The organism is Bacteroides caecigallinarum (genome assembly GCF_016902295.1).
Lineage (GTDB): Bacteria > Bacteroidota > Bacteroidia > Bacteroidales > Bacteroidaceae > Phocaeicola > Phocaeicola caecigallinarum_A.
The window spans coordinates 1-23,720 of record NZ_JACJLQ010000044.1 but is presented as its reverse complement, the minus strand read 5'-3'; the positions used below and the strand labels follow the sequence as shown (position 1 = coordinate 23,720).

Sequence of the window (23,720 nt, the reverse complement as noted above, 5' to 3'; positions counted from 1 at the left end):
ACGCTTCGAGAGTAGATATAAGAAGACTCTTGCCAAAACGGCGGGGACGGCTGAGGAAATAATATTTACCTGTAGCCACCAACTGATATATCAATGCTGTTTTGTCAACGTAGATATAACCCCTCTTTCGTAAATCCTCAAAATTCTGTATGCCTATAGGATAAAGTTTGCTCATGACCGACTGATTTTTTTAATCTTACGTACAAATATAATGTTTATATTTGTGAAATCCTAAATTCAGTTTTGCTAACATGCGGTAAACACACAAAATAATCAACAATCATATACAAAAAAACGGGGAAAAGAAATTGTTACACGAACGTATAACGCGCGAAACACGAACGTGCAACGCCCGTGATACGAACGTGCGACAAGCGTAACACGGACGTGTGACGCTAAGTTATACAAGTAAGTTGTCTATATAAAATAAGAAAACCGACAAATGGTAAATCCATCGCCGGTCTAATTATAAATATTACAGATAGTTATATCTACACAAAGAACTTCAACACGAATATCGCTGCCAGTATATACATACCGATGGTAAGTTTCTTGTACTTGCCTGTAAACAGATTGATAAGGACATAGCTTATCATACCCAGCACGATACCGTCCGAAATACTGTATGCCAGAGGCATGAAGATGATACAGATAAACGCAGGAATAGCTTCCGAATAGTCTGTAAAATCAACCTTCAGGACTGAAGACATCATCATCAGACCTACAAGAATCAACACTGGTGCGGTAGCTGCTCCCGGAACCGAAAGGAAGAAAGGAGCAAGGAACAATGAAAGCAGGAAGCATACTGCAGTTACGAATGCTGTAAGACCGCTTCTACCGCCCTCGCCTACTCCTGAAGCACTCTCAACGAATGTAGTGATGGTACTTGTTCCCAGCATTGCACCGGCTGTAGTACCTATGGCATCTACCATGAAAGCCTGTTTCAGGTGAGGAATCTTGCCGTTCTTGTCCATCATTCCGGCTTTGGTAGTAACACCTACCAAAGTTCCGATAGTGTCGAACATATCCACAAACAGGAATGTGAATACCACTACAATCATTTCCTTTGTGAAGATATTGTGCCATTCAAACTGCCAGAAGATAGGTTCTATGGAAGGAGGAGTGCTGACGATACCGTCGAACTTTGTGATACCCATAGGGATACCGATAAGTGTAGTGATAAGGATACCGAACAATAATGCACCTCTCACTCCCTTAACAAGAAGAACAGAAGTAACCACCAGACCTATCATTCCAAGCAATGCCGGTCCGGAAGTGATATTTCCCATGCTGATAAGTGTAGCATCGTTGTTTACGATGATTCCGGCGTTCTGGAGTCCGATGAAAGAGATGAACAGACCTATACCGGCGCCGATGGCGTTCTTCAGTGTGACTGGTATAGCATCGACAATCTTCTCTCGCAGGTTTGTCACAGTCAGCAATATGAAGATAAGACCTTCAATCAATACCGCAGTCAGGGCAAACTGCCATGAATATCCCATAGTAAGACATACTGTATAGGCAAAGAATGCGTTAAGTCCCATTCCAGGAGCAAGTCCGAAAGGCAACTTTGCATAGAAAGCCATAAGCAGTGTGGCAAAGGCAGAAGCAACGACTGTTGTTGTAAACAAAGCTCCCTTGTCCATACCTGTGGCACTGAGGATGTTAGGGTTTACGGCAAGGATATATGCCATAGTAAGGAAAGTAGTGATACCCGCCAACACTTCAGTACGCACGCGGGTGACATTCCTGTCGAATCCGAAAAGTTTTTCCAACATGACTATTTATTTTTTTAGAATGACCATTTCATTGCCAACGTAGGAAGCCAGTGCCATCCTTTCATAAGGGCAAAGTTTGATGTAATTTCCCACTCTGTACCGACGCTCAGATTAAAATCATCGCTTACCTTGTCAAACTTGTTCAGGTTCACCCAGAACTGAGGCTCTGTCATGAATACATAGTCATGTCTGTTGCCTTCACCGTCATTATGTCTTTCTCTCCAGAAATCAGCAAATCCTGTAAATGAGTATTTTCCTTTACAGAAATGCAGATACCAAGTAATGGTAAGCTGGAAGTTGTTTGGCGATGAGTTTTTCTGTATATACTTATACATGGGAGTAAATGTAAATCCCTTTGTAAAGTCCGCATTGTTCCATGTATAAGTCGCTCCGAGAAGATATGCGTTGTTTATATAATTCAAACCACCGTCGTATTCTACATGAATTGAATATGGAGGATTCCAGAATTTCAGTTCACGCGATATTTCCCAATATGCGCTGGCAACACCTTCTTTAGTATAGTCCATATCGACAAAGAAGAAAGTACTACCCCATCTGTCAGGCTTGAACATTTCAACAGTTGTGGTAACTTTTGGACGAGTGTCCAACGACTTGTAAATGGAACTACCGAAATCATAGTGCAACTGGATGTTCTGCGCACCGGCAATAGCTGTTATCATACAAACGATGATTGATAAAAACAGTTTTTTCATTGTCTTTTTTAGTTTTTAATGATAGTTATAAATTCGAGCGCAAAAATAAGCAAAAGTTAGCATATCACGAAAGAAGTGATTATCTTTGCTCATCATTATACTATTATATATTATGAAGATACGCGCTTTATCCATATTATCTCTACTGTTAATATACACAAATTGCATTTCAGCATACGTTTCTGAAAATTCATTAAAGGCTTGGCAGGACAATAAACTGTCTATGATGATTCGTTTCCGTATGCCTGACAACAATAAAGAAAAAGCTCAAAAAGAGTATTTTAGCCTTGAAAAATTCAATGCCGATTCAATTGTATCATTTGCCATCAGTACAGGAATACGGACAATTATCGCGCCTGCCAAAATTGACAATATGTATTTATTCGATACCTCAACAGACGATAATAGATTCAGCAATAGAGATATCATTGAGGAATTGAGTAAAGCATGCGGCAAGAAAGAAGTAAGATTCGGAATTTATCTCCCGATTACTGACGATAACAAGAATTATTCTGTTTCAAAAAAAACGGATAAAGACACTCACAAACAAATTACAGAATTACTTACCAAATATGGAAAAATATCAGAAATAAGTTTTGATATGAATCCTAAGTCCCCTGAAGAAAGTAAGGGAATATACGAACTTGTACACAAGCTTCAACCGGACTGCATGGTAAGCAATGATGCCGGAAACGGACATTACGATTTCTGTAACTTACTCAAATATCATTCCCCCAAAGGACTATTGGAATGTAACTGGCGATACGATTCGTCTCTATCACAGTCTCCATCCGGTGACGCAAAGGCTATTGCCAAAAAGACAGTACAGAAGATAGCCGATGCAGCATCATTTGGTGGAGGATATATGATTAACGTTCATATAGAAAATGGAGACAGAATAAATCCAAACGACAAAGAAATGATGAGATATTTGGGAATCTGGTTGAAGGAAAACGGTCATGCCATATACGAGACCACTCATTCACCTTTCAACGAGGACTTCGAATGGGGTACAGTTACGAAAAAAGACAACATTCTCTATTTTATTTTATCCGGGAAATATCCCAAAGACGGAAGGATAAAACTTTACATGCCGGAATATGAGCTTATAAAAGCCGATGGCAAGCTTGCTACGTGTATCCAAAAGAACGGACTGATAGATATTGCCATTCCCGCATCCGCTTATAAAGGGGATAAGATAAATGTGCTGACACTCAAATTCAAACAGATTATTGAAGACAAGCAGCCTGAACAGATAAGGTCAATTACACTTAAACGTGATAACGCACAACCTTTATACAGTATTTCCGGGTTTGACTTTAGCAGCACATATAATAGCATTGTGAAATATTCATGGGATTTTGAGCAGCTAATGCTTAAACAGCTTGAGTTGATATACACCGGGCAGGAAAAAGGCAAAACTTTGGAAATAGAACTGGACGGCAAGACATACAATGTTAAACTGGACAAAGGAAAGCCATCACAACTTACAGCCTCAAGCCCGGTAACATGGGGCAAACAGTATATTTGCGGACCGGATAAAAAACTCTTCCACGACGGATTAACAATAGCAACGGACATTGATAACCCTCCTGTCGAGAATTCCAAATGGAAAGAAACTGCCATCGGGAAACAAACCTTTGCAGCAAAAGACAATGAGACATATTATGTTTTACAGAATATAGAATCGCCCAAAGAACAGAACATCATTGTAGATGCCGGAGCCGGAAACGGTATTGAGATATATCTGAACGGGAAATCAATAATGAAACACCTGAATCCGTACGGATGCGATTTCAGAATGGAAAAAGTACTGTTACACCTAAACAAGGGAAACAACCAGATAGTAATGAGGATATACAACAGGTTTGAAAAAAACATTAGCTATATCCTTAGTCCGTCGAAAGACCAGACTATATACAAACAGGATCTGACGTTGCCGGACACCGACAAAAGGAAAATACATAAACTTACTGTACGGCAGGCTGGATTACCTTCACAGAATGACGACACAGAACTTTCAAACCTGAGAATAAGACCAAGAAGAATAGCTTTATAAACGCAAGACTTTACATATAACCTATGAAGACAGAACTTATACTTATAAGAATTACAGGCGTTGACCGTCCTGGACTCACCGCCTCGGTAACCGAGATACTGTCAAAATTCGACGTTACGATTCTTGATATTGGCCAGGCAGACATACACCAGACATTGTCACTTGGCATCCTTTTCAAAAGCAAGGAGACAGAATCGGGAAATATAATGAAGGAACTCCTTTTCAAGGCTTCGGAACTGGGAGTCAATATCAGATTTTATCCGATATCTGTCGAAGAATACGAGAACTGGGTTTCCATGCAGGGAAAAAACAGATATATCATTACAATACTTGGCAGACGGCTCACCGCCAAGCAGATTTCTGCCGCTACAAAGATTATAGCGGAACAAGGACTGAACATCGACTCCATAAAACGTCTCACAGGACGTGTTCCCCTTGACGAAGAAAAGGCGAGCGTGAGGTCATGTATAGAATTCTCTGTCAGAGGAACACCTAAAAACAGGGTTGATATGCAGCGGAGCCTGATGAAGCTGAGCAGCGAAATGGGAATGGACTTCTCGCTTCAGCTCGACAATATGTACCGCCGCATGCGAAGACTGATATGCTTCGATATGGACTCTACTCTGATACAGACGGAATGTATTGACGAACTGGCGGAACGCGCCGGTGTGGGCGAACAGGTCAAGGCCATAACGGAACGCGCCATGCGAGGAGAAATAGACTTCAAGGAAAGTTTCACCGAGAGAGTTGCGCTGCTTAAAGGTCTTGACGAAAGCGTCATGAAAGACATTGCAGAAAACTTGCCTATCACGGAAGGTGTGGAAAGACTTATGTTCGTACTGAAACATTACGGCTACAAGATTGCCATACTGTCAGGAGGATTCACTTACTTTGGAGAATACCTGAAGCAAAGATTCGGAATAGACTATGTTTATGCCAACGAACTTGAGATAAAGGACGGAAAACTTACAGGAAAGTATATTGGAGAGGTTGTTGACGGAAAAAGAAAAGCCGAGCTGCTCAGACTGCTTGCACAGGTAGAGAAAGTTGACATTGCACAGACAATAGCTGTGGGCGACGGCGCGAATGACCTGCCTATGCTGTCAACAGCAGGACTTGGTATAGCTTTCCACGCTAAACCGAAAGTGGTGGAAAACGCTGAACAGTCCATCAATACAATCGGGCTGGACGGAGTATTATACTTCCTCGGTTTCAAGGACTCCTATCTTGAAGAAAAGGGAAAGCTGTAAATAATGTCATAATCTGCCAAGACAAAAGCGTAAAAAAAATCCCGAAACAGTATCCAATGTCTGTTTCGGGATTTCTATTTTTATAAGAATAACGTCAGTTATTAATCATGATATATCCGTTCAGATAAGTAGCGACTACCAGCCATAATATATAAGGTATAAACATATACATGGCAGGTTTGTCCTTCTTATATACTGTCACCGCAAAATATACCACAAAGAAATCAAGAAGCAATATATCAACAAATCCCCACAACGGCATACGCATAGTGAAGAACAATATGCTCCAAAGGAAGTTCAGGACCAACTGTGCCGTCCATATTACGACACCTTTTTTATAACCTATGTTCAGCACCCTTCCCAATGAAAGCCCCATTAGCAGATAAATAATCGACCATGCTATAGGGAAAGCCAGATTGGGCGGAGTAATGCCTGACTTGTTCAAGTGAGGATACCACTCTACCATTGATTCTGCCTGAAATTTGCTTGCGGCAAACCCTATGCCGAAACATAACAGGACAGGCCATATATAATTGATTATACGCTTCATGACATTTAGTTTTTTTATCTTATGAACAACAGCTCACGATATTTAGGAAGTGTCCACATACGGTCGTCAACTATAAGTTCAAGCTTGTCGATATGATAACGTATCTGTTCCAGCATAGGAGCGATATTGTCATGATATGCGATGGCTCTCTCACGGATAGACTCTATTCTGTTGGCAACCTTTCTTGCCTCAACCATGGCATCCACATTTTCCTTGATGTAAGCGGTATGTCCGGCTATTTCCTTGATTATCGCGATGTTTTCCGCAGACAGGCTATTAGCCTCATCGTCAGAGAATATAGACTTCATCTTATATACATTGTCCACAAGTTTTGTCTGATATTCAGTAGCCACAGGAACGATGTGGTTCATAACAAGGTCGCCAAGCACACGGGCTTCAATCTGTATCTTCTTGACGTACATTTCCCATTTCACCTCGTTACGGGCCTCAAGCTCCTTACGGTTCATCACACCTGTCGATTCGAACATCCTGATAGTTTCAGGCTTCATGTAATTGTCGAATATCAGCGGACAGCTTGTCTCGCAATCCAGGCCACGACGTTTGGCCTCTTTCTTCCATTCGTCGCTGTAACCGTTACCGTCAAAGCGGATAGGCTTGCATATCTTGATATACTTACGGATAATCTGAAGTATGGCCGACATCTTAGGCTCACCTTTTTCGATAAGTTCGTCAACCTCACGTTTGAAGATAATCAACTGTTCAGCTACAGCCGAGTTCAAAGCAATCATCGCGCTTGCACAGTTCGATTCTGAACCTGGCGCACGGAATTCAAATCTGTTGCCTGTAAACGCGAATGGCGAAGTACGGTTACGGTCAGTATTGTCGATAAGCAATTCAGGAATCTGTGGAATGTCAAGTTTCAATCCCAACTTGTCGCTCAATGACATGAATTCGTCAGCCTTGCTCTCTTCAATATGGTCAAGGACCTTGCTCAACTGCGAGCCGAGGAATGAAGATATGATTGCCGGTGGCGCTTCGTGTGCTCCAAGACGGTGAGAGTTGGTAGCACTCATGATAGAAGCCTTGAGCAGACCGTTGTGGTGATAAACAGCCATCAATGTATTTACCACGAAAGTGATGAAACGGAGGTTTTCTTCCGAAGTCTTTCCAGGAGCCATTAGCAATACGCCGGTATCAGTTCCCAACGACCAGTTATTATGCTTTCCTGAACCGTTAACCCCCTTGAAAGGTTTTTCGTGAAGCAATACCCTGAATCCGTGGTTACGCGCTATCTTGCGCATAAGCGACATAACAAGCATGTTATGATCGACAGCCAAGTTACATTCCTCGAATATAGGAGCAAGCTCAAACTGGTTAGGAGCGACTTCGTTATGACGAGTCTTTACAGGAATACCGAGTTCAAGCGCCTGGATTTCCAGGTCCTTCATAAATGCAGCCACACGTGTAGGAATGGCGCCGAAATAGTGGTCCTCAAGCTGCTGGTTCTTCGAAGCCTCATGTCCCATCAGTGTACGGCCCGTAAGAAGCAGATCAGGACGCGCAGCATACAGTCCTTCGTCAACCAGGAAATACTCCTGTTCCCATCCCAAGTATGAATATATCTTCTTGACAGAAGGGTCAAAATAGTGTATTACGTCAAGCGCTGATTTTGTTACAGCATGAATAGAGCGCAACAGAGGAGCCTTGTAATCAAGCGATTCTCCTGTATATGCAATAAATATAGTAGGAATACACAAAGTATCGTCAACCACAAAAACAGGTGATGAAGGATCCCACGCGCTATATCCGCGTGCCTCGAAAGTATTACGGATACCACCGTTAGGGAACGACGAGCCGTCGGATTCCTGCTGTACAAGAAGCTTTCCTGAGAATTCTTCAATCATTCCGCCTTTACCGTCGTGCTCCACGAATGCGTCATGCTTTTCGGCAGTACCCTCTGTAAGCGGCTGGAACCAGTGAGTATAATGCGTCGCTCCAAGCTCAACGGCCCATTTTTTCATACCTGCAGCCACTTCATTGGCAATACTGCGGTCCAGAGTTGCGCCATTGTCTATTACGTCGATAAGTTTTGAATAAACCTTGCTTGGAAGATACTTGAACATCTTCTCGCGGTTAAACACGTATTTGGCAAAATATTCACCAGGACGCTGTGAAGGTGATGGCACATTTACAGGTTTCTTGTGAAAAGCCTCTTCTACTACTTTAAATCTCAATTGTGACATAATACCTAAGTTTGTATATTTTCTATTTATTGTTGTTTTTATATTCTATTTTATATGTTGTTGCATATCCTCTGTATTCCCTCCTTGCATCTGTCTCTGTCGCCAAATGCCGTCAGACGTATATATCCTTCACCACTCGGCCCGAAACCTATACCCGGGGTACTTACCACTTGAGCCTCATACAGAAGCTTGTCGAAAAATCCCCACGACGTCATACCTTTAGGAGCCTTGACCCACAGGTAAGGAGCATTAACTCCACCGTAAGCTTTCAGCCCGATGCTTGTAAGGCCTTTTTTCATGATTGAGGCATTTTCCATATAATAATCAATCATAGCCTTAACTTCTTCTTTACCTTTCGGAGTATATACAGCCTCGGCACCTCTCTGGGCTATATACGACGCGCCGTTGAATTTCGTTGTCTGTCTTTTCAGCCATAGTCTGTTAAGCGAAACCCTCTCACCCATTAGTGTTGAGGCAGTCACTTCCTTGGGGACGACAGTATATCCGCATCTTATGCCGGTAAATCCTGCCGTTTTGGAATAACTTCTGAATTCAATCGCAACTTTCTTGGCACCTTTTATTTCGTAAATGGAGTGTGGAATATCAGGCTGTCTGATATACGCCTCGTATGCGGCGTCAAACAGAATCAGAGTGTCGTTCTCCAATGCATAATTTACCCACTTTTTCAGTTCAGCCTTAGTAAGGACCGTACCTGTAGGGTTATTGGGGAAACATAGATATACTATATCAACACGTTGTTCAGGAATAGGCGGAATAAAATTGTTTTCAGGACTGCATGGCATATATATTACGTTACTCCATCTGTACCCCTCGCCTAACGTTCCTGCACGGCCACACGAGACATTCGAATCAATATACGCGGGATAAATGGGATCTGTAACACCAATGCTGTTGTCATGCCTCAGAATATCACCGAAATTGCCCGAATCGGTCTTGGCACCATCATTGATAAAAATTTCGCTATGCTCAAGGCTTATCCCCCTTGCGGCATAGTCATGCTTCAATATGGCATCTATAAGAAAGCTGTACCCCTGCTCGGGTCCATATCCATGAAACGTTTCTGCCTTTGCCTGGTCTTCCAATGCCTTGTGCATGGCATCCAGGCATGATTGCGGTATAGGACGTGTCACATCACCTATACCAAGATTTATAACATCAGCTTTAGGATGAGTGACCTTAAAAGTATTTACCTTTTTCGTCAAGTCAGTAAACAAATAATTATCGGGCAGTTTTAACAAATGTTCGTTGACTAATGCCATATATCGTCTCTTTTAATCTTTTCGGGGACAAAATTACGAAAAAAATGTCATTAATAAAATATAGAAGTGCGCTTTTGTATTTTGTGTCACAACTATCCGTAACATTTTTTACATTTTGGTATCAATCCATATTTTTTATAATTGATTTATATCAATAATTATTTTTTTTAGTACCTTTGCAGCGTTTTAAAGGTTAATTGTTTTACTAAAACAAAAATAAAAAGATGAGTTCTATTTTTCAGATTTCGAATAGACAGCAGTTGCTCAGAGAGACGAAAGATTATCTACTGATTGCACTTGGGATGATTATGTACGCTGTAGGATGGACAGTATTTTTACTACCGAACAATTTACCATCCGGAGCGGTTCCTGGAATAGCCTCTGTAGTATATTGGGCAACCGGCTTCCCGGTACAATACACTTATCTGCTTATTAATTTTGCTCTTTTACTTCTGGCACTGAAAATCCTTGGGCTTAAATTCTGCCTGAAAACAATTTTCGCTGTTTGCGTGCTTACATTCGCCACACCTGTATTCCAACATTTTATAAAAGGCTCACTTATAAACGACCAGCCGTTCATGGCTTGTGTGCTTGGGGCTTCATTCTGTGGTGGAGGTATCGGCGTAGCATTCTCCGCCAACGGAAGTACAGGAGGAACAGATATCATTGCCGCAATAATCAACAAATACCGTGACATAACATTAGGTAAAGTAATTCTGATGTGCGATATAGTAATCATAACATCCAGTTATTTCGTTCTTCACGATTGGGAAAAAGTTGTTTACGGTTATGTGGTACTTTTCATATCAAGTTTTGTACTTGACCAAGTCGTCAACAGTGCGCGTCAATCTGTTCAGTTCTTCATCATATCACAAAAATATGAAGAAATCGGAAAAAGAATAAACAAAGACCTGCACCGAGGTGTTACATTTATAGATGGAGTAGGATGTTACACAAACAATAATGTAAAGATGATGTTTGTACTTGCCAAAAAACGGGAATCAAACATGATATTCCGCCTTATTAAAGACATCGACCCGAACGCATTTGTTTCGCAGAGCGCTGTAATAGGTGTATTTGGTGAAGGATTTGATAAAATCAAGGTTAAATAATCATTAATAATCCAATGAATATGAATACAAACATAGATATTGCAAAAAGGATAGCCTCCTCATTGGATTCTCCATTGAGTAAAGATGCGTTAAAGGCTTTAGCAGAGATAGTTTCACCCGAAAAATATAAGAAAGGCGAAAGAATTCTTGATGAAGGTCAGATATGCGAATCAGTATATTTCATAGACAAGGGAATGACACGTCAATTCTATTTCAAATATGACAAAGATTTGACAGAACATATCGGATATGAAGATGCGATTATTGTATGCCTTGAAAGCTATTTCAAGGAAGAGCCAACAAAGCTTATGATAGAGGCACTCGAACCTACAATAGCATGGAAAATCAACAAACATGACATTGAGCATCTGGCATCTGTAAACAGCGAAATAGGTACCATGTACAGAAGGATGTTCGAAAAGTCATTAATAACTTCACAAGAGAAAGCCGACACGTTGAGATTTGAGCCGGCTCACGAAAGATACAACAAACTTATGCAAATGCATCCGGAAATTCTTAAAAGAGCTCCGCTTATTTATATAGCTTCGCTTTTACAGATGACCCCGGAAACATTAAGCCGTGTACGTTCGGCAAGTCTGAATTCATAAACGAACCATTTTAAGAATAAAAAAACAGGAAGTATGATTTCAAAGCCTCATACTTCCTGTTTTTTTATTCAAATAAGATTCTCATATAGAACGTCCCTTGAAAACTCTACTGCTGGAAGAAGGGACAATAACTCCTGTTAAAGTTAATCTATTGGAATTGAAATTTGGGGTAATAGTCACCGAAGCCTTATTGCTACCGGAATAAAGGCTTATATTAACCAAAGCTGAAATTCCTGTACCCATAACATTCATCGATACATTAATGTTGCCTTTTTTGTCTTTCTTGACTTCATAATTCGATATATTACCGTCAAGCGTTATACCACCAATTCCATTCGGACCTGAAACCGGAACATTGAATGCCACCTGAACAACAGATTTGTCGCCCGTAACAGAAACAAAATTTGTATTGGAATTAACGAAAGCTGTCTGACCATATTTGAATTCCACTTTATCAGCCTCAAGCGTGAAGTCTTTATTAGATATAGCCTTCTCAGCTTCTACATACATCAGACTGTCAAGTTTTTCCTGAATAGCCTTTCTTTCAGCACCGGTCAATTTTTCAAACTCTTGTGCATGTACGTTGCCTGCCATTAATGTAAGCAACATAAATAATGAAATAATGATTCTCATATTCTATTTTCCTTTCTATTTATCGAAAGCAAAATTAAAATAAGAATATGATACCAAAATTAGAATTTTCCTATACGTTAATAGGGAAATGGGAATATTATTTAGGAACTCTCCCCTAAAAGTTCCATAAATTCACCCGAAAGGAACAATCAATTTAACGCCCTGTCCTTATATTCTTCAGCCAAGGTTATATAATTTCTTATCAGATAATTGTTCTTGAATATATCCGGCGCCTCATTAACAATATCTTCCATCAAAGGAGTCATAAACGGATAAGGCAATGAATTGCCAATCATAATAAACACTCCAGGTCCGAGAACATTCTCATAATTATCCTGTATGAATGTCTTAACAAGACTATCCATCCTTTTGCATACAGACGCCCTTTGTCTGTCTATCTCTGCCTGTACGGTATTCAAATCGACACCATCCATTATCATACGGCTTTCTTCCCTTTCCACATCGTATGCCATATCATCTATGACAGTCTTATCCTCAATAAACTTATTAAAATTGTTATTAAGCGGTGTACCTTTGATAGAAATGCCGACATTATCTATCTCAATATTTATATTTCCTTCCTCAAGCACGAAAGGCATGATACATTCGTCATCCATATAAAGAGACGCCAACACTACAGAATCAACACTGCCTTGCATACGGAAATATCCATGAATAACTTCTGCCGAGTCTATATTGACAAGCTGGTCGCCTGAAACAACTTTGATAAATAACATCTTACCATCAAGTCTGGAGACAGATGTAACTCCTTCCACCTTATATTTCTTTCCGCAAGACATTAATGTAGTTACCATTAACAAGACTAAACAAAACCTATACATATAAATCAAAAGAAATTATTTTGTCGCAAAGGTAACCCCTTTATAGGTTCACAAGAAAATTTTTATCACAAATTATACTAAATAAGCGACGATTACACATTTAAAAAAGATGAAAACATGAAGAAAGTTACCAAATCTATTTACATTATGGATATTTTTATTTCATAAAACGAACTTAATTTGTCCGTAAATGTTATCTTTGTATCCTATTTATGTTCATTGATACAGGAATATAGCGAAATTCCTATTCAATTGGTCACTTTTGAACTTTTTTAAACAATAACAATTCAAAAACTATAGTAAAATGAAGAAAATCAAAGTTTTGGCACTGGCACTTCTGTGCTCGGTATTCACGCCATCAAAGGCGGACGAAGGAATGTGGCTCCTGCAGCTGATGAAAGAACAGAATTTAGCTGACAAGATGAAAGCACAAGGTTTAAAAATGAACATCTCAGACATCTACAATCCTGAACAGATTACACTGAAAGATGCAGTAGGTATTTTCGGAAGAGGATGTACAGGCGAAATCATCTCTCCTAACGGACTTATACTCACAAACCACCACTGTGGTTATGATGCAATCCAGCAGCACAGTTCAGTGGAACACGACTATCTGACAGACGGTTTCTGGGCTAAGAGTATGGAAGAAGAGCTCCCTACTCCGGGATTGACATTCAAGTTTGTTGAACGTATAGTTGACGTCACCGACAGAGTAAATAATGACATCAAAAAAGGCAAAATTGAAGAAGCCGAATCATTCGGAAGCGAATATCTGAAGAAGATTGCTGCCGACGACCTGAAAAAGAGCGACTTGAAGAAAGCTCCTGGCATCACAACTATGGCATTACCTTTCTACGAAGGTAACAGATTCTACGTATTTTACATCAAGACATACACAGACGTACGTATGGTAGCTGCTCCACCTTCATCAATAGGTAAGTTCGGAGGTGAAACAGACAACTGGATGTGGCCCCGCCACACAGGAGACTTCTCTATGTTCCGTATCTATACAGACAAGAAAGGAAATCCTGCCGATTACAGCAAGGACAATATTCCATTGAAGGCAAAGAAACACCTTACAATCTCTTTGAAAGGTCTTCAGGAAGGCGACTATGCCATGATAATGGGATTCCCAGGAAGCACAAGCCGCTATCTTACTGAAAGCGAAGTGAAACTGAGAATGACAGGAACAAACGTTCCAAGAATTGAAGTGCGCGAAGCAAGACAGAACGTCCTAAGAGCAGAAATGGCCGCAAGCGACAAGGTTCGCATCCAGTACGCAAGCAAATTTGCAAGTTCAAGTAACTACTGGAAGAACTCTATCGGTATGAACAAGGCTATCATTGATAATAAGGTTCTTGAAACCAAAGCTGAACAGGAAGCCCGTTTCGCAAAATTCGCAATGGCAAAAAAGAACGCCGACTATCAGGGTGTAGTTGAAAAAATCAACGAGTATGTAAAGGCTGTTGAACCAATCCGCACCCAGTCAACTTACTTCAGCGAAGTGTTCAGAACAGGTATCGAATTCGAATCTTCTTATAAACTTTTCGACAATCTGAAGAAAGCTCTTGAAAAGAACAAGAAGAAAGACATCCAAAAAGCTGTTGAAGCACTTAAAGATGAGTTTGCGGATGTACACAACAAAGACTATGACCACGAGGTGGACCGCAAAGTTGCAAAAGTCCTGATTCCTCTTTACGCTTCTAAAGTTCCTGCCGATGCACTTCCTGAGTTCTACGAAACTATCAAGACTAAATTCAACGGCGACTACAACGCATATATTGACGCTTGCTACAACAACTCTATCTTCGCAAACGAAGAAAACTTCAACAAGTTCATCAGTAACCCGACTGTAGAAGCTATCGAAAGCGACCTCATGGTACAGTACTCTGAAGCCAAGGCTGAAATGAGCAAGAAACTCTCGGAAAAACTCAAAGCTGCCAGCGAAGGTATCAACCTGCTACACAAGACATACGTGAGAGGACTTTGCGAAATGTATGCACCGGAACCAAAAGCACCGGATGCAAACTTCACTATCCGTCTGACTTACGGAAATGTTAAACCATACGATCCTAAAGACGGTGTACACTACAAATACTACACTACTCTGAAAGGTGTAATGGAAAAAGAAGACCCACAGAACCCTGAATTCGTAGTTCCAGAAAAGCTTAAAGAACTTTACTCTACAAAGAACTTCGGACGTTATGCTATGGCAAACGGTGAAATGCCAACATGCTTCCTTACTACAAACGACATCACTGGCGGTAACTCTGGTTCACCTGTAATGAACGGTAACGGAGAGCTTATCGGTTGTGCATTCGACGGTAACTGGGAATCACTGAGTGGCGACATCAACTTCGACAACAACCTTCAGCGTTGTATCGCAGTGGATATCCGTTACGTTCTCTTCATTGTAGAAAAACTCGGAGGATGCAAGAACCTTATTGACGAAATGACAATCGTAGAATAATGAAAAAAACAATATTACTATCACTACTCACCACATTCACCCTCGCCGGACATGCCGACGAGGGAATGTGGATGCTGACCGACCTGAAAAAACAGAATGCGGCAGTAATGTACGATATGGGGCTTGACATCAGCATAGACGATGTTTATTCGCCCGACAACATATCGCTGAAAGATGCAGTGGTACACTTCGGTGGCGGATGTACAGGTGAAGTTATCTCAGCCGAAGGTCTTGTACTGACCAACCATCATTGCGGTTACGGATACATACAGCAGCACAGTTCTGTAGAGCATGACTACCTGACAGACGGTTTCTGGGCAATGACACGCGAACAGGAATTGCCTTGCGAAGGACTTACAATTACTTTCATCGACAAGATACTTGATGTCACAGCTTACGTAAAGGAGCAGCTCAAAAAAGACAAAGACCCTGAAGGACTGAACTATCTTTCACCGTCATACCTTTCGAAAGTAGCAGCCAGATTTGCAAAGAAAGAGAAAATCAAGACAGACGAATTCACAGTTCTGGAGCTCAAACCTTTCTATGGAGCCAACAAATACTATCTTTTCGTAAAGACAGTATATAAGGACATCCGTATGGTGGGCGCACCTCCTTCATCAATAGGTAAGTTCGGTGCCGACACCGACAACTGGATGTGGCCTCGCCATTGCGGCGACTTCTCCATGTTCCGCATCTATGCCGACAAGAACGGAAAGCCTGCCAACTACAGCGTGACAAACGTTCCTCTGAAAGTGAAGAAACACATCGCAATCAACCTGAATGGAGTTAAGGAAGGCGACTTTACTTTCGTCATGGGATTCCCGGGAAGAAACTGGAGATACATGATAAGCGACGAGGTGGAAGAACGCATGCAGACCACAAACTTCATGCGCGACACTATCCGCGGCGTACGTCTTAGAGTGCTTGGCGAAGAAATGGCGAAAGATGCAAAGACACGCATACAGTACGCGGCCAAATACGCATCGTCTGCCAACTACTGGAAGAACGCAATAGGAATGAACGAAGGACTTGTCAAGCTGAAAGTTCTCGACAAGAAGAAAGAACAGCAGGAACACCTTCTGGAATACGGGCGTGAGACAGGCAATAACAATTACAAGGAAGCTTTCGATGCCATCCGCTCAATAGTGGCAAAACGCAGAAATGCCGTTTATCATCAGCAAGCCATCTACGAAGCGCTTATGCTCGGAACAGAGTTCTACAAGGTTCCTGATACAGACGCACTCCGTAATGCACTGGAAGATAACGACAAGAAGGCAATAAAGGAAGAGACTGAAAACCTGAAAGAGGCTTACAAGAAGTTCTACAACAAGGACTATAATCCTGAAGTTGACCGTAAAGTTTCAAAACATCTTATCGCTCTTTATGCAAAACTAATTCCGGCAGAACAGCGCATAAGCATTTTCAAGCAGATAAACGAGAACTTCGGAGGAAATACAGATGCTTTTGTTGACGCATGTTTCGACAAGTCTATCTTCAGAAGTCAGGCTGCACTCGACGCTTTCCTTCAGAATCCTGACATCAAGACTCTTCGTGAAGACCTGATGGTACAATATTCCAAGTCTGTAAAGGACGGATACAACGCTACATCAAATGCAATGAAAGCCGAAACAGACGCATATAATCTTGCACACAAGACATGGGTAGCAGGAATGCTTGAACTGAAAGCCAAGAACGGTACACCGGTTTATCCTGATGCCAACTCTACACTGAGACTTACTTACGGCAAGATCGGTTCTTACGAGCCGGCAGACGGTGTGGAGTATCTGTACTACACAACACTGAAAGGTGTTATGGAGAAAGAAGACCCTAACAATCCGGAATTCGTTGTTCCTGCAAAACTAAAGGAACTGTACGAGAACAAGGATTTCGGTCCATACGCAATGCCTGACGGACGTATGCCTATATGCTTTGCCACAGGAACAGACAACACAGGAGGTAACTCCGGTTCTCCTGTATTCAACAGCAAAGGTGAACTGATAGGAACCGGTTTCGACCGTAACTACGAAGGACTTACAGGCGACATTGCCTACAACCCACAGTTGCAGCGTGCCGCATGTGTTGACATCAGATACACACTGTTTATCATCGACAAGTTTGCAGGCGCAGGTCATCTGATTGATGAAATGACAATCATCAAATAAGCCTGTTTCCAAACAACAGTAAATAAAAATAATCGCGCTTTGACTCCCCTGTCCTACAGGAAATGTCAAAGCGCGATTTATTATATATCAGTATTTATTACTGGAAGAACAAATCATCCAAACGGCTGGTGTTCTCTTCTTCCAATTCGGCTACCTTATCTTTACAAGGATCAAATCCGTCAGGAATATCAAATGTATCCTTCTGAGAATATCCCAAAGCCTTATCGGCATAAACCTTATTCATATATATACCCCAGATAGGAAGGGCCATTGAAGCACCCTGTCCGTCAGCCATACGGTCGAAGTGAATGTCACGTTCCTCACCTCCTACCCAGCATCCGGAAACAAGATGCGGTGTGAATCCCATAAACCATCCGTCGGAGTTATTGTTCGTGGTACCTGTCTTACCACCCATATCGGCTGTAATGTTATACAATCGTCTGATACGTCCACCGGTACCTTCGTTTATTACCGCACGAAGCATTACTAGCATCTTGTAGGCACTGCTTTCGCTTATCACCTCATTCACCTGAGGAGAGAATGTAGCCAGCACATTACCGTCGTTATCCTCTATACGTGTAACGAACAACGGTGCCGTACGTATTCCCTTATTCACAAAAGCCGTGTATGCGCTTACCATTTCGCCAACCGAAATTTCGCAAGGTCCAAGACACAATGAGATTGTAGGCTGTATCTCCTTGTTCAAGACACCGAACGAATGAATCAGTCTGACCAACTCATACGGATTGAGCTTACTCATCAGATAAGCCGATATCCAGTTGTTCGAATTTGCAAGACCCCATTTCAGAGTAACTATCTCGCCATAATGTTTCTTCGAACTGTTTCTTGGTGTCCAAGCTATACCATTCTCGTCGAAGTATGTAGCCTGCACGTTTCTTGTCTCGTCGCATGGAGAGAAACCATTTTCCATTGCCAATGAGTACAGGTATGGTTTGATAGTAGAACCAACCTGACGGCGTCCAACCATAGCCATGTCATACTTGAAATTGTCATAGTTAGGTCCTCCCACGTATGCCTTCACATATCCAGTAATAGGGTCCATTGACATAAATCCGGCACGAAGGAAGTGCTTGTAGTATTTGATAGAGTCAAGAGGAGTCATGATAGTATCCTTCTCACCCTGATATGTAAACACTGTCATTTCACGCGGAGTATTGAAAGCCTTCATGATTTCAGCATCCGAATATCCCGCAGCCTTCATCACACGGCGACGCTCACTCTGTCTGATTGATCGGTTCAGGATAGCCTCAACCTCCTCATTAGTAAGCTGATTAGTATATGGTGCAGTCTTTCTACCTTTCTTTTCCTTGAAGAAACGGGGTTGCAGATACTCAGCCACATGCTCCTGAACAGCCTCTTCGGCATATTGCTGCATACGTGAATTTATAGTGGTGTAAATCTTTAACCCGTCAGTATAAAGATTATAGTTTGAGCCATCCTTTTTCTTGTTCTTGGCACACCATCCGTACAGAGGATTTGTTTCCCATGCCAAAGAATCTTCGTAGAACTTCTGCATCTGCCATCCGCGATAATTCTTCTTCACAGGTTTCTTGGCATTCAGCACACCGCGGAGATACTCTCTGAAATATGTAGCCAGCCCGTCATTATGGTCAACCGGTCTGTATTTCAACACCAATGGCAATGCCTGAAGCGAGTCACGTTCAGCCTCAGTCAGATAACCGGCCTTACGCATCTGGTCGAGTACCACATTTCGGCGACCGCGTGTACGTTCGTTGAAACGGCGCGGATTATACAGCGAAGGGTTCTTACACATACCGATAAGTGTGGCAGCCTCCTCAATGCTCAAGTCCTTAGGTTCTTTTGAAAAATAAGTACCTGCGGCAGTCTTTATACCAACGGCATTGTTCAGGAAGTCGAATTTATTGAGATACATCGTAAGGATTTCCTCTTTGGTGTAATAACGCTCCAGCTTGACTGCTATCACCCATTCTATAGGTTTCTGCAGCAGACGCTCCATCACGTTGTCCGCTGTAGGCGAATAAAACTGCTTTGCCAACTGCTGTGTGATGGTACTGCCACCACCGGCATTCTTCTGCATCAGCACACCACGCTTGATTACGGCACGCATGAAAGCCCGGGCATCGATACCTGAATGTTCACTGAAACGCACATCCTCTGTAGCCACAAGCGCATTTACCAAATTGGGTGACAAATCGTTGTAGCCTACATACAGACGGTTTTCCTTACTCAGCGACCAAGTTCCCAATATCTTACCGTCGTCCGAAATGACCTGTGTGGCGAACTTCAGGTTAGGATTTTCCAGTTCCTCAATAGGCGGAACATATCCTATTTTTCCATCTGAAATTGCAGAAAATATTATATACGTTGCCAATATTCCTACTATAAGCAACGCCCAAAGTACGATGATAAATGTTTTTCTCATTGATGAAACTTATTTGTTACTTATCAGTCCCATGATTTCTAACCAACGGGACAAATCGCTACAAAAGTACAAAAAAACAACGGGATTAATGTATTATGAAAGATATTTTATAATTTACTATTACTCATTGCATCATCATTAATCAGCCACGCCCCCGACTTATTCGAACCGGTTCTCTTTATAAGATTTTTCCTTTTCATTTCCGCTATAAGTCTTTCACACTGTCTCAACGACAGTCCCAATGCATCTGCCATATCCCTGACAGTAACATTCGGTGAATTAGCGATAATAGCCAAGATGTTCCTCTCGTTTATACCGACATTTGTACCGCCGTTTATACCGACATTTATACCGACATTGCCTGTATCTTCAATCTTGTGAGCTTTCAAGGCATTCAATATTTCATTCAGCATAAAATCTATAAAAGGACAACTATCGGCCACTCTCGAACTTTCAGTAATAGCATCATAATAAGCCTGTTGGTTCGCATATACCATATTCTCTACCGGGAGATGTTCAAATATCGGATGCAATCTACCCAATATAAGAGATTGCCACAACATTTTTCCCGTTGATAATGTCACCCACCTGGCTCTCTGTCAAATTATTACCTTCAATAGCCAATGAACTGTGAATAGTCTTTATGCGATTAACTTTCCGCAAACGAAGACTGTCAGACTGCTCCATTCGTATAGCATAACGTTAAATGGCTGATGATATTTCAGCAATCAGATTAATAGCCCTGGAAGAAACAGTAAATGGTGGTATATACATATATCTATATTATTTAAACTGGGATTAATAATGTACTACTTTAAAAGATACATATTACAATTCAATAGTTAGTTATAAAATTATTATTTGTAAATATTTTTACGCTGCCCTATAGGCAGCTATATCAATGAGTTCTTTGACAAGTTTAGCATTTATCTTCTTGTTTGGTCTTGTACCAGACAGCTTGAAAAATCGGTCAAGCAGATATGAATTGAAAATCAGAGACTTGAGAGATTCGACAGAAAACGGTACCTCGTATTGTTTCATCATTATCTTTGCTGCATTGATAGCGGTGAATGAAGCATTGAATGCGAAGTCAAGTTTTCTTTCGTCCCTTGCCTGTGAGTGGTACAATCCGGTGTATTGTTTCGCATCACGGTAACAGAATTCGATTTGGAATCTTGTCCTGTAAAATTCAATGACCTCTTTGCCGGACATATTGATGTCAGTGGAAAAGTAAAGTTTGTGCTTTCCTTTTGAGCTTCTCCATATGACAAGCCTGATGTTCCTCTTCATAGCCTTTGAGTATGCGACAAGCGTATAGAGTTCCTCATCTTCCGAGTCGGTCTCTATTCTTTCCATTTTAGAATAGTCGAGATTCTCAAAGTCTATTTTCTCCCCATATACTTTAGGTCTTCCTCTTTTGCCTGTAGGTTTACCATTGTATATATACATGAGATTGGCATCGTCCCTTAATCTGCTGACAAGATGGAATCCCATATCTATAAGTCCCTGAGCGAAAGTCGCTTTTGCAAAATAAGCATCAGCAACTACATACTTTGATATGGTCAGTAGCCTGTCCTTCATCCCCTCAAGTACATGCAGATACCAGTCTATGAGAGTATAATTCTTTTTTTGCAGGTTTTCTGCATTTGGTGTCTGCTCTGCCTTGAGCATGAGACAGTCTTTCATGTCAATGTCTATGATTCCTATCCCGAGTATTTCGAGACCTCTTTTAGCTGCCCCTGCAACACCGGACCAGAAGTAACCGATATTTGGAGTATGCTTTCCCGATTTGGATATATAGCTCGGATCTATGGCAATAGCCTTTCTGTCGTTCTTACCGAAAAGCCTTTCCATCAGGTTCATGTTATACTGCACCCAGTCAAACTTCCTCGAAAAAGTCTGTCTGTAACACTGCTCGCAACGGTTGCCGTAGCGTGCCAGTTGTGTGAAGTTTATTTTTCTTGGTATGACCATAAATAAAAGTAGTGTCTCCATTACGACATATTTCGTACTTTTGTTTAACTTTGCGGTATATCCATTAAAGGCATCCCTGTAGATATTCATATATTGGTTGAGTGCTCCTGATATTTCCATGTTTAACTTATGCGTTGAGAACATAAAGTTACTGAAAATCAAGCACTTGACCAATTCTTTTATGCTAACTCTTGTTAATTTAACTCGCTGACTTTTAAGTGTTTAATTAATTATTTACCGAAGTATTGCGGAAGAGAAAGGAAAAAAAATAACAGGGCTGACCAAGAAAATGTACACTAATTTAATGGATAAACTAAAAGCCAGTATCCAAGAAAACATTGACAGTTACTTGAAATTCATGTCTTCCGACACCTCTATAGACACCGACTGGTAAGTGAAGGCATTCATAAGAATTTATTTCATTCAGTCACCCATAAACCGTAACGTTTATGGGTGATTTTATCTGAAGAGTTTATTCTACAAAGTCGCTGTAAATAAAAACATAATTTATAAAAGTCGGATACTCATACGAAGTCAAATGTTGACCAATCTTGTTATCAGTAGAGAAAACTATATCATAACCGTTTAACCCGCTAAAATCTATTCTTCCGGAAAGGTCGCCCGACAACTCCATATCACAGTAATAACGCTCGTGATTGGTCGAATAGAAAAGGTGTAAATCATATTTTCCATAAAAGCAAGTATCCGCTTTCGTAAAGATGTATTCATTGTTTGCCTTGAACGTTACGGACAATTCTGTATCTTCATCGTACCCGTCAGTTCCAATCCATTTTCCAATGAGCAATTCTTCATTGGGGTCAAGAGTGGAACTTCTTTTATAAGACATAGAACCACCGTTGACAACGGTACCGCTCCATTCTGTCGGGGTCAGGATATTGACGGTCCATGCCCAATCGTTGCAGGTGGTAGAAAGCAACTTGCTATCCGAGTCATAATTCCATACACCGTCTACATATCCTTGAGGTCCCCAAAGTTGTTTTGTAACCATTTTGCACGTGCCGTCACTATAAAATATAAAGTCGGGTCGCATGGTCGGACCTTCCCAGTTCCATCGTCCATACCAAATCCGCATGTCCTTATACTTGTCTACGATAGCCTGGCTCTCGCTGTCAAGTTCCGAAGATGGCTGGTTTTCTTCTTCCGGGTTTTGCGGGTCATCGCTATTGCTGCAAGCCGGCAATACCATACAAAGTGCCCCCAGACACACCATCTTGAGAAAATCTAACTTTTTCATACGCAATTAATATTTATTTTATGCCGCCAGTCCCTTAACGGAAAATTAAACAAAAGTGCGAAAGCGCGGAACTGCATGCCTCCCCCGATTTTTAAATCAAAAAGAGGCATATCGCTTTATATCATTTCTAAATGTTTTAACACGAGTAAATCTATTTGCGGCAAATATAATAAATATTATAAACATTAACCAATTTTCGGTTGGTAATTATTTATTAACCCGTTGGCGGAATTAAATTGATAAAAGATTTATGAATAAAAAGTTGTGCATGTTGTTGATATTTAGTAAATTAAAGGTGCCCAAACTTTTAATAGACAAATATCGTATGCACAACCTATATGCAATATTCGCAAAATTTCTGAACATATGCAAGCAAGTGTCAGGTAATTTGGTAAATGAATCAGG

At 41.1% G+C, this 23,720-nt stretch carries 18 protein-coding genes and 1 pseudogene; 7 read left to right on the top strand and 12 right to left on the bottom strand.

The features are described 5' to 3' along the window. The 3 genes from H6A27_RS12405 to H6A27_RS12395 all read right to left on the bottom strand — a co-directional run. Nucleotides 1-175, bottom strand: a 175-nt coding sequence (locus tag H6A27_RS12405) for an AAA family ATPase (RefSeq protein ID WP_204508892.1), incomplete at its 3' end; no start/stop codon positions are given. Between the two features lie 316 nt (nt 176-491). Further along, nucleotides 492-1,778 (bottom strand): NCS2 family permease, encoded by a 1,287-nt coding sequence (locus tag H6A27_RS12400; protein ID WP_204508890.1) that lies wholly within the window; start codon nt 1,776-1,778, stop codon nt 492-494. A gap of 14 nt (nt 1,779-1,792) precedes the next feature. Further along, nucleotides 1,793-2,491 (bottom strand): nucleoside-specific channel-forming Tsx family protein, encoded by a 699-nt coding sequence (locus H6A27_RS12395; protein WP_204508889.1) that lies wholly within the window; start codon nt 2,489-2,491, stop codon nt 1,793-1,795. Between the two features lie 223 nt (nt 2,492-2,714). Here H6A27_RS12395 and H6A27_RS12390 point away from each other — a divergent pair, with 223 nt between their 5' ends. Then, nucleotides 2,715-4,550, top strand: coding sequence for an alpha-L-fucosidase (locus H6A27_RS12390; protein WP_204508888.1), 1,836 nt, complete (start codon nt 2,715-2,717; stop codon nt 4,548-4,550). A gap of 23 nt (nt 4,551-4,573) precedes the next feature. Next, on the top strand, nt 4,574-5,800 hold the full coding sequence (gene serB / locus H6A27_RS12385) for a phosphoserine phosphatase SerB (RefSeq protein WP_204401016.1): 1,227 nt from the start codon (nt 4,574-4,576) through the stop codon (nt 5,798-5,800). A 94-nt stretch (nt 5,801-5,894) separates the two neighbouring features. On the opposite strand, the gene H6A27_RS12380 is transcribed toward serB, so the two are convergent. From H6A27_RS12380 to H6A27_RS12370, 3 genes are read right to left on the bottom strand one after another with little or no spacing between them, the layout of a single operon-like run. Beyond that, nucleotides 5,895-6,350: a TspO/MBR family protein gene (locus H6A27_RS12380; protein ID WP_204401014.1), complete on the bottom strand. Its 456-nt coding sequence runs from the start codon at nt 6,348-6,350 to the stop codon at nt 5,895-5,897. A 14-nt stretch (nt 6,351-6,364) separates the two neighbouring features. Next, nucleotides 6,365-8,554, bottom strand: a complete 2,190-nt coding sequence (locus H6A27_RS12375) for a glutamine synthetase III family protein (protein WP_204508887.1) — start codon at nt 8,552-8,554, stop codon at nt 6,365-6,367. 50 nt (nt 8,555-8,604) lie between these two features. Then, complete coding sequence (locus H6A27_RS12370) at nt 8,605-9,834, bottom strand: LL-diaminopimelate aminotransferase (protein WP_204401010.1); 1,230 nt, start codon at nt 9,832-9,834, stop codon at nt 8,605-8,607. Between the two features lie 224 nt (nt 9,835-10,058). Here H6A27_RS12370 and H6A27_RS12365 point away from each other — a divergent pair, with 224 nt between their 5' ends. Further along, nucleotides 10,059-10,946 (top strand): YitT family protein, encoded by an 888-nt coding sequence (locus H6A27_RS12365; RefSeq protein WP_204508886.1) that lies wholly within the window; start codon nt 10,059-10,061, stop codon nt 10,944-10,946. Nucleotides 10,947-10,966: 20 nt separating this feature from the next. Next, nucleotides 10,967-11,554 (top strand): Crp/Fnr family transcriptional regulator, encoded by a 588-nt coding sequence (locus H6A27_RS12360; protein ID WP_204401006.1) that lies wholly within the window; start codon nt 10,967-10,969, stop codon nt 11,552-11,554. Between the two features lie 81 nt (nt 11,555-11,635). Here the strand turns inward: H6A27_RS12360 and H6A27_RS12355 are convergent, their stop codons facing one another. Further along, entirely contained in the window at nt 11,636-12,187 is a 552-nt protein-coding gene (locus H6A27_RS12355; RefSeq protein WP_204508885.1) for a DUF4251 domain-containing protein, read from the bottom strand. Nucleotides 12,188-12,336: 149 nt separating this feature from the next. Then, nucleotides 12,337-13,008: a DUF4369 domain-containing protein gene (locus H6A27_RS12350; protein WP_394800049.1), complete on the bottom strand. Its 672-nt coding sequence runs from the start codon at nt 13,006-13,008 to the stop codon at nt 12,337-12,339. Nucleotides 13,009-13,333: 325 nt separating this feature from the next. Here H6A27_RS12350 and H6A27_RS12345 point away from each other — a divergent pair, with 325 nt between their 5' ends. Together H6A27_RS12345 and H6A27_RS12340 are read left to right on the top strand one after the other, a co-directional pair. Next, nucleotides 13,334-15,499: a S46 family peptidase gene (locus H6A27_RS12345; protein WP_204508884.1), complete on the top strand. Its 2,166-nt coding sequence runs from the start codon at nt 13,334-13,336 to the stop codon at nt 15,497-15,499. Next, nucleotides 15,499-17,661, top strand: coding sequence for a S46 family peptidase (locus H6A27_RS12340; protein ID WP_204508883.1), 2,163 nt, complete (start codon nt 15,499-15,501; stop codon nt 17,659-17,661). Before H6A27_RS12345 ends, H6A27_RS12340 begins: the two co-directional genes overlap by 1 nt. Before the next feature lie 97 nt (nt 17,662-17,758). Here H6A27_RS12340 and H6A27_RS12335 read toward each other — a convergent pair whose 3' ends face one another. The 4 genes from H6A27_RS12335 to H6A27_RS12320 form a co-directional block, all read right to left on the bottom strand. Beyond that, entirely contained in the window at nt 17,759-20,086 is a 2,328-nt protein-coding gene (locus H6A27_RS12335; RefSeq protein WP_204508882.1) for a transglycosylase domain-containing protein, read from the bottom strand. Between the two features lie 107 nt (nt 20,087-20,193). Next, complete coding sequence (locus tag H6A27_RS12330) at nt 20,194-20,649, bottom strand: winged helix-turn-helix transcriptional regulator (protein WP_338083137.1); 456 nt, start codon at nt 20,647-20,649, stop codon at nt 20,194-20,196. A 310-nt stretch (nt 20,650-20,959) separates the two neighbouring features. Further along, nucleotides 20,960-22,180 carry a transposase gene (locus tag H6A27_RS12325; RefSeq protein WP_239469675.1) on the bottom strand — a complete coding sequence of 407 codons (1,221 nt, stop codon included), beginning with the start codon at nt 22,178-22,180 and terminating at the stop codon, nt 20,960-20,962. A gap of 352 nt (nt 22,181-22,532) precedes the next feature. Continuing rightward, the gene (locus tag H6A27_RS12320; RefSeq protein WP_204508881.1) at nt 22,533-23,315 is read right to left on the bottom strand and encodes a hypothetical protein; all 783 of its coding nucleotides are present in this window, start codon (nt 23,313-23,315) and stop codon (nt 22,533-22,535) included. Between the two features lie 250 nt (nt 23,316-23,565). Here H6A27_RS12320 and H6A27_RS12315 point away from each other — a divergent pair. After that, a pseudogene (locus H6A27_RS12315) lies at nt 23,566-23,720 on the top strand (IS982 family transposase); the annotation flags it as partial.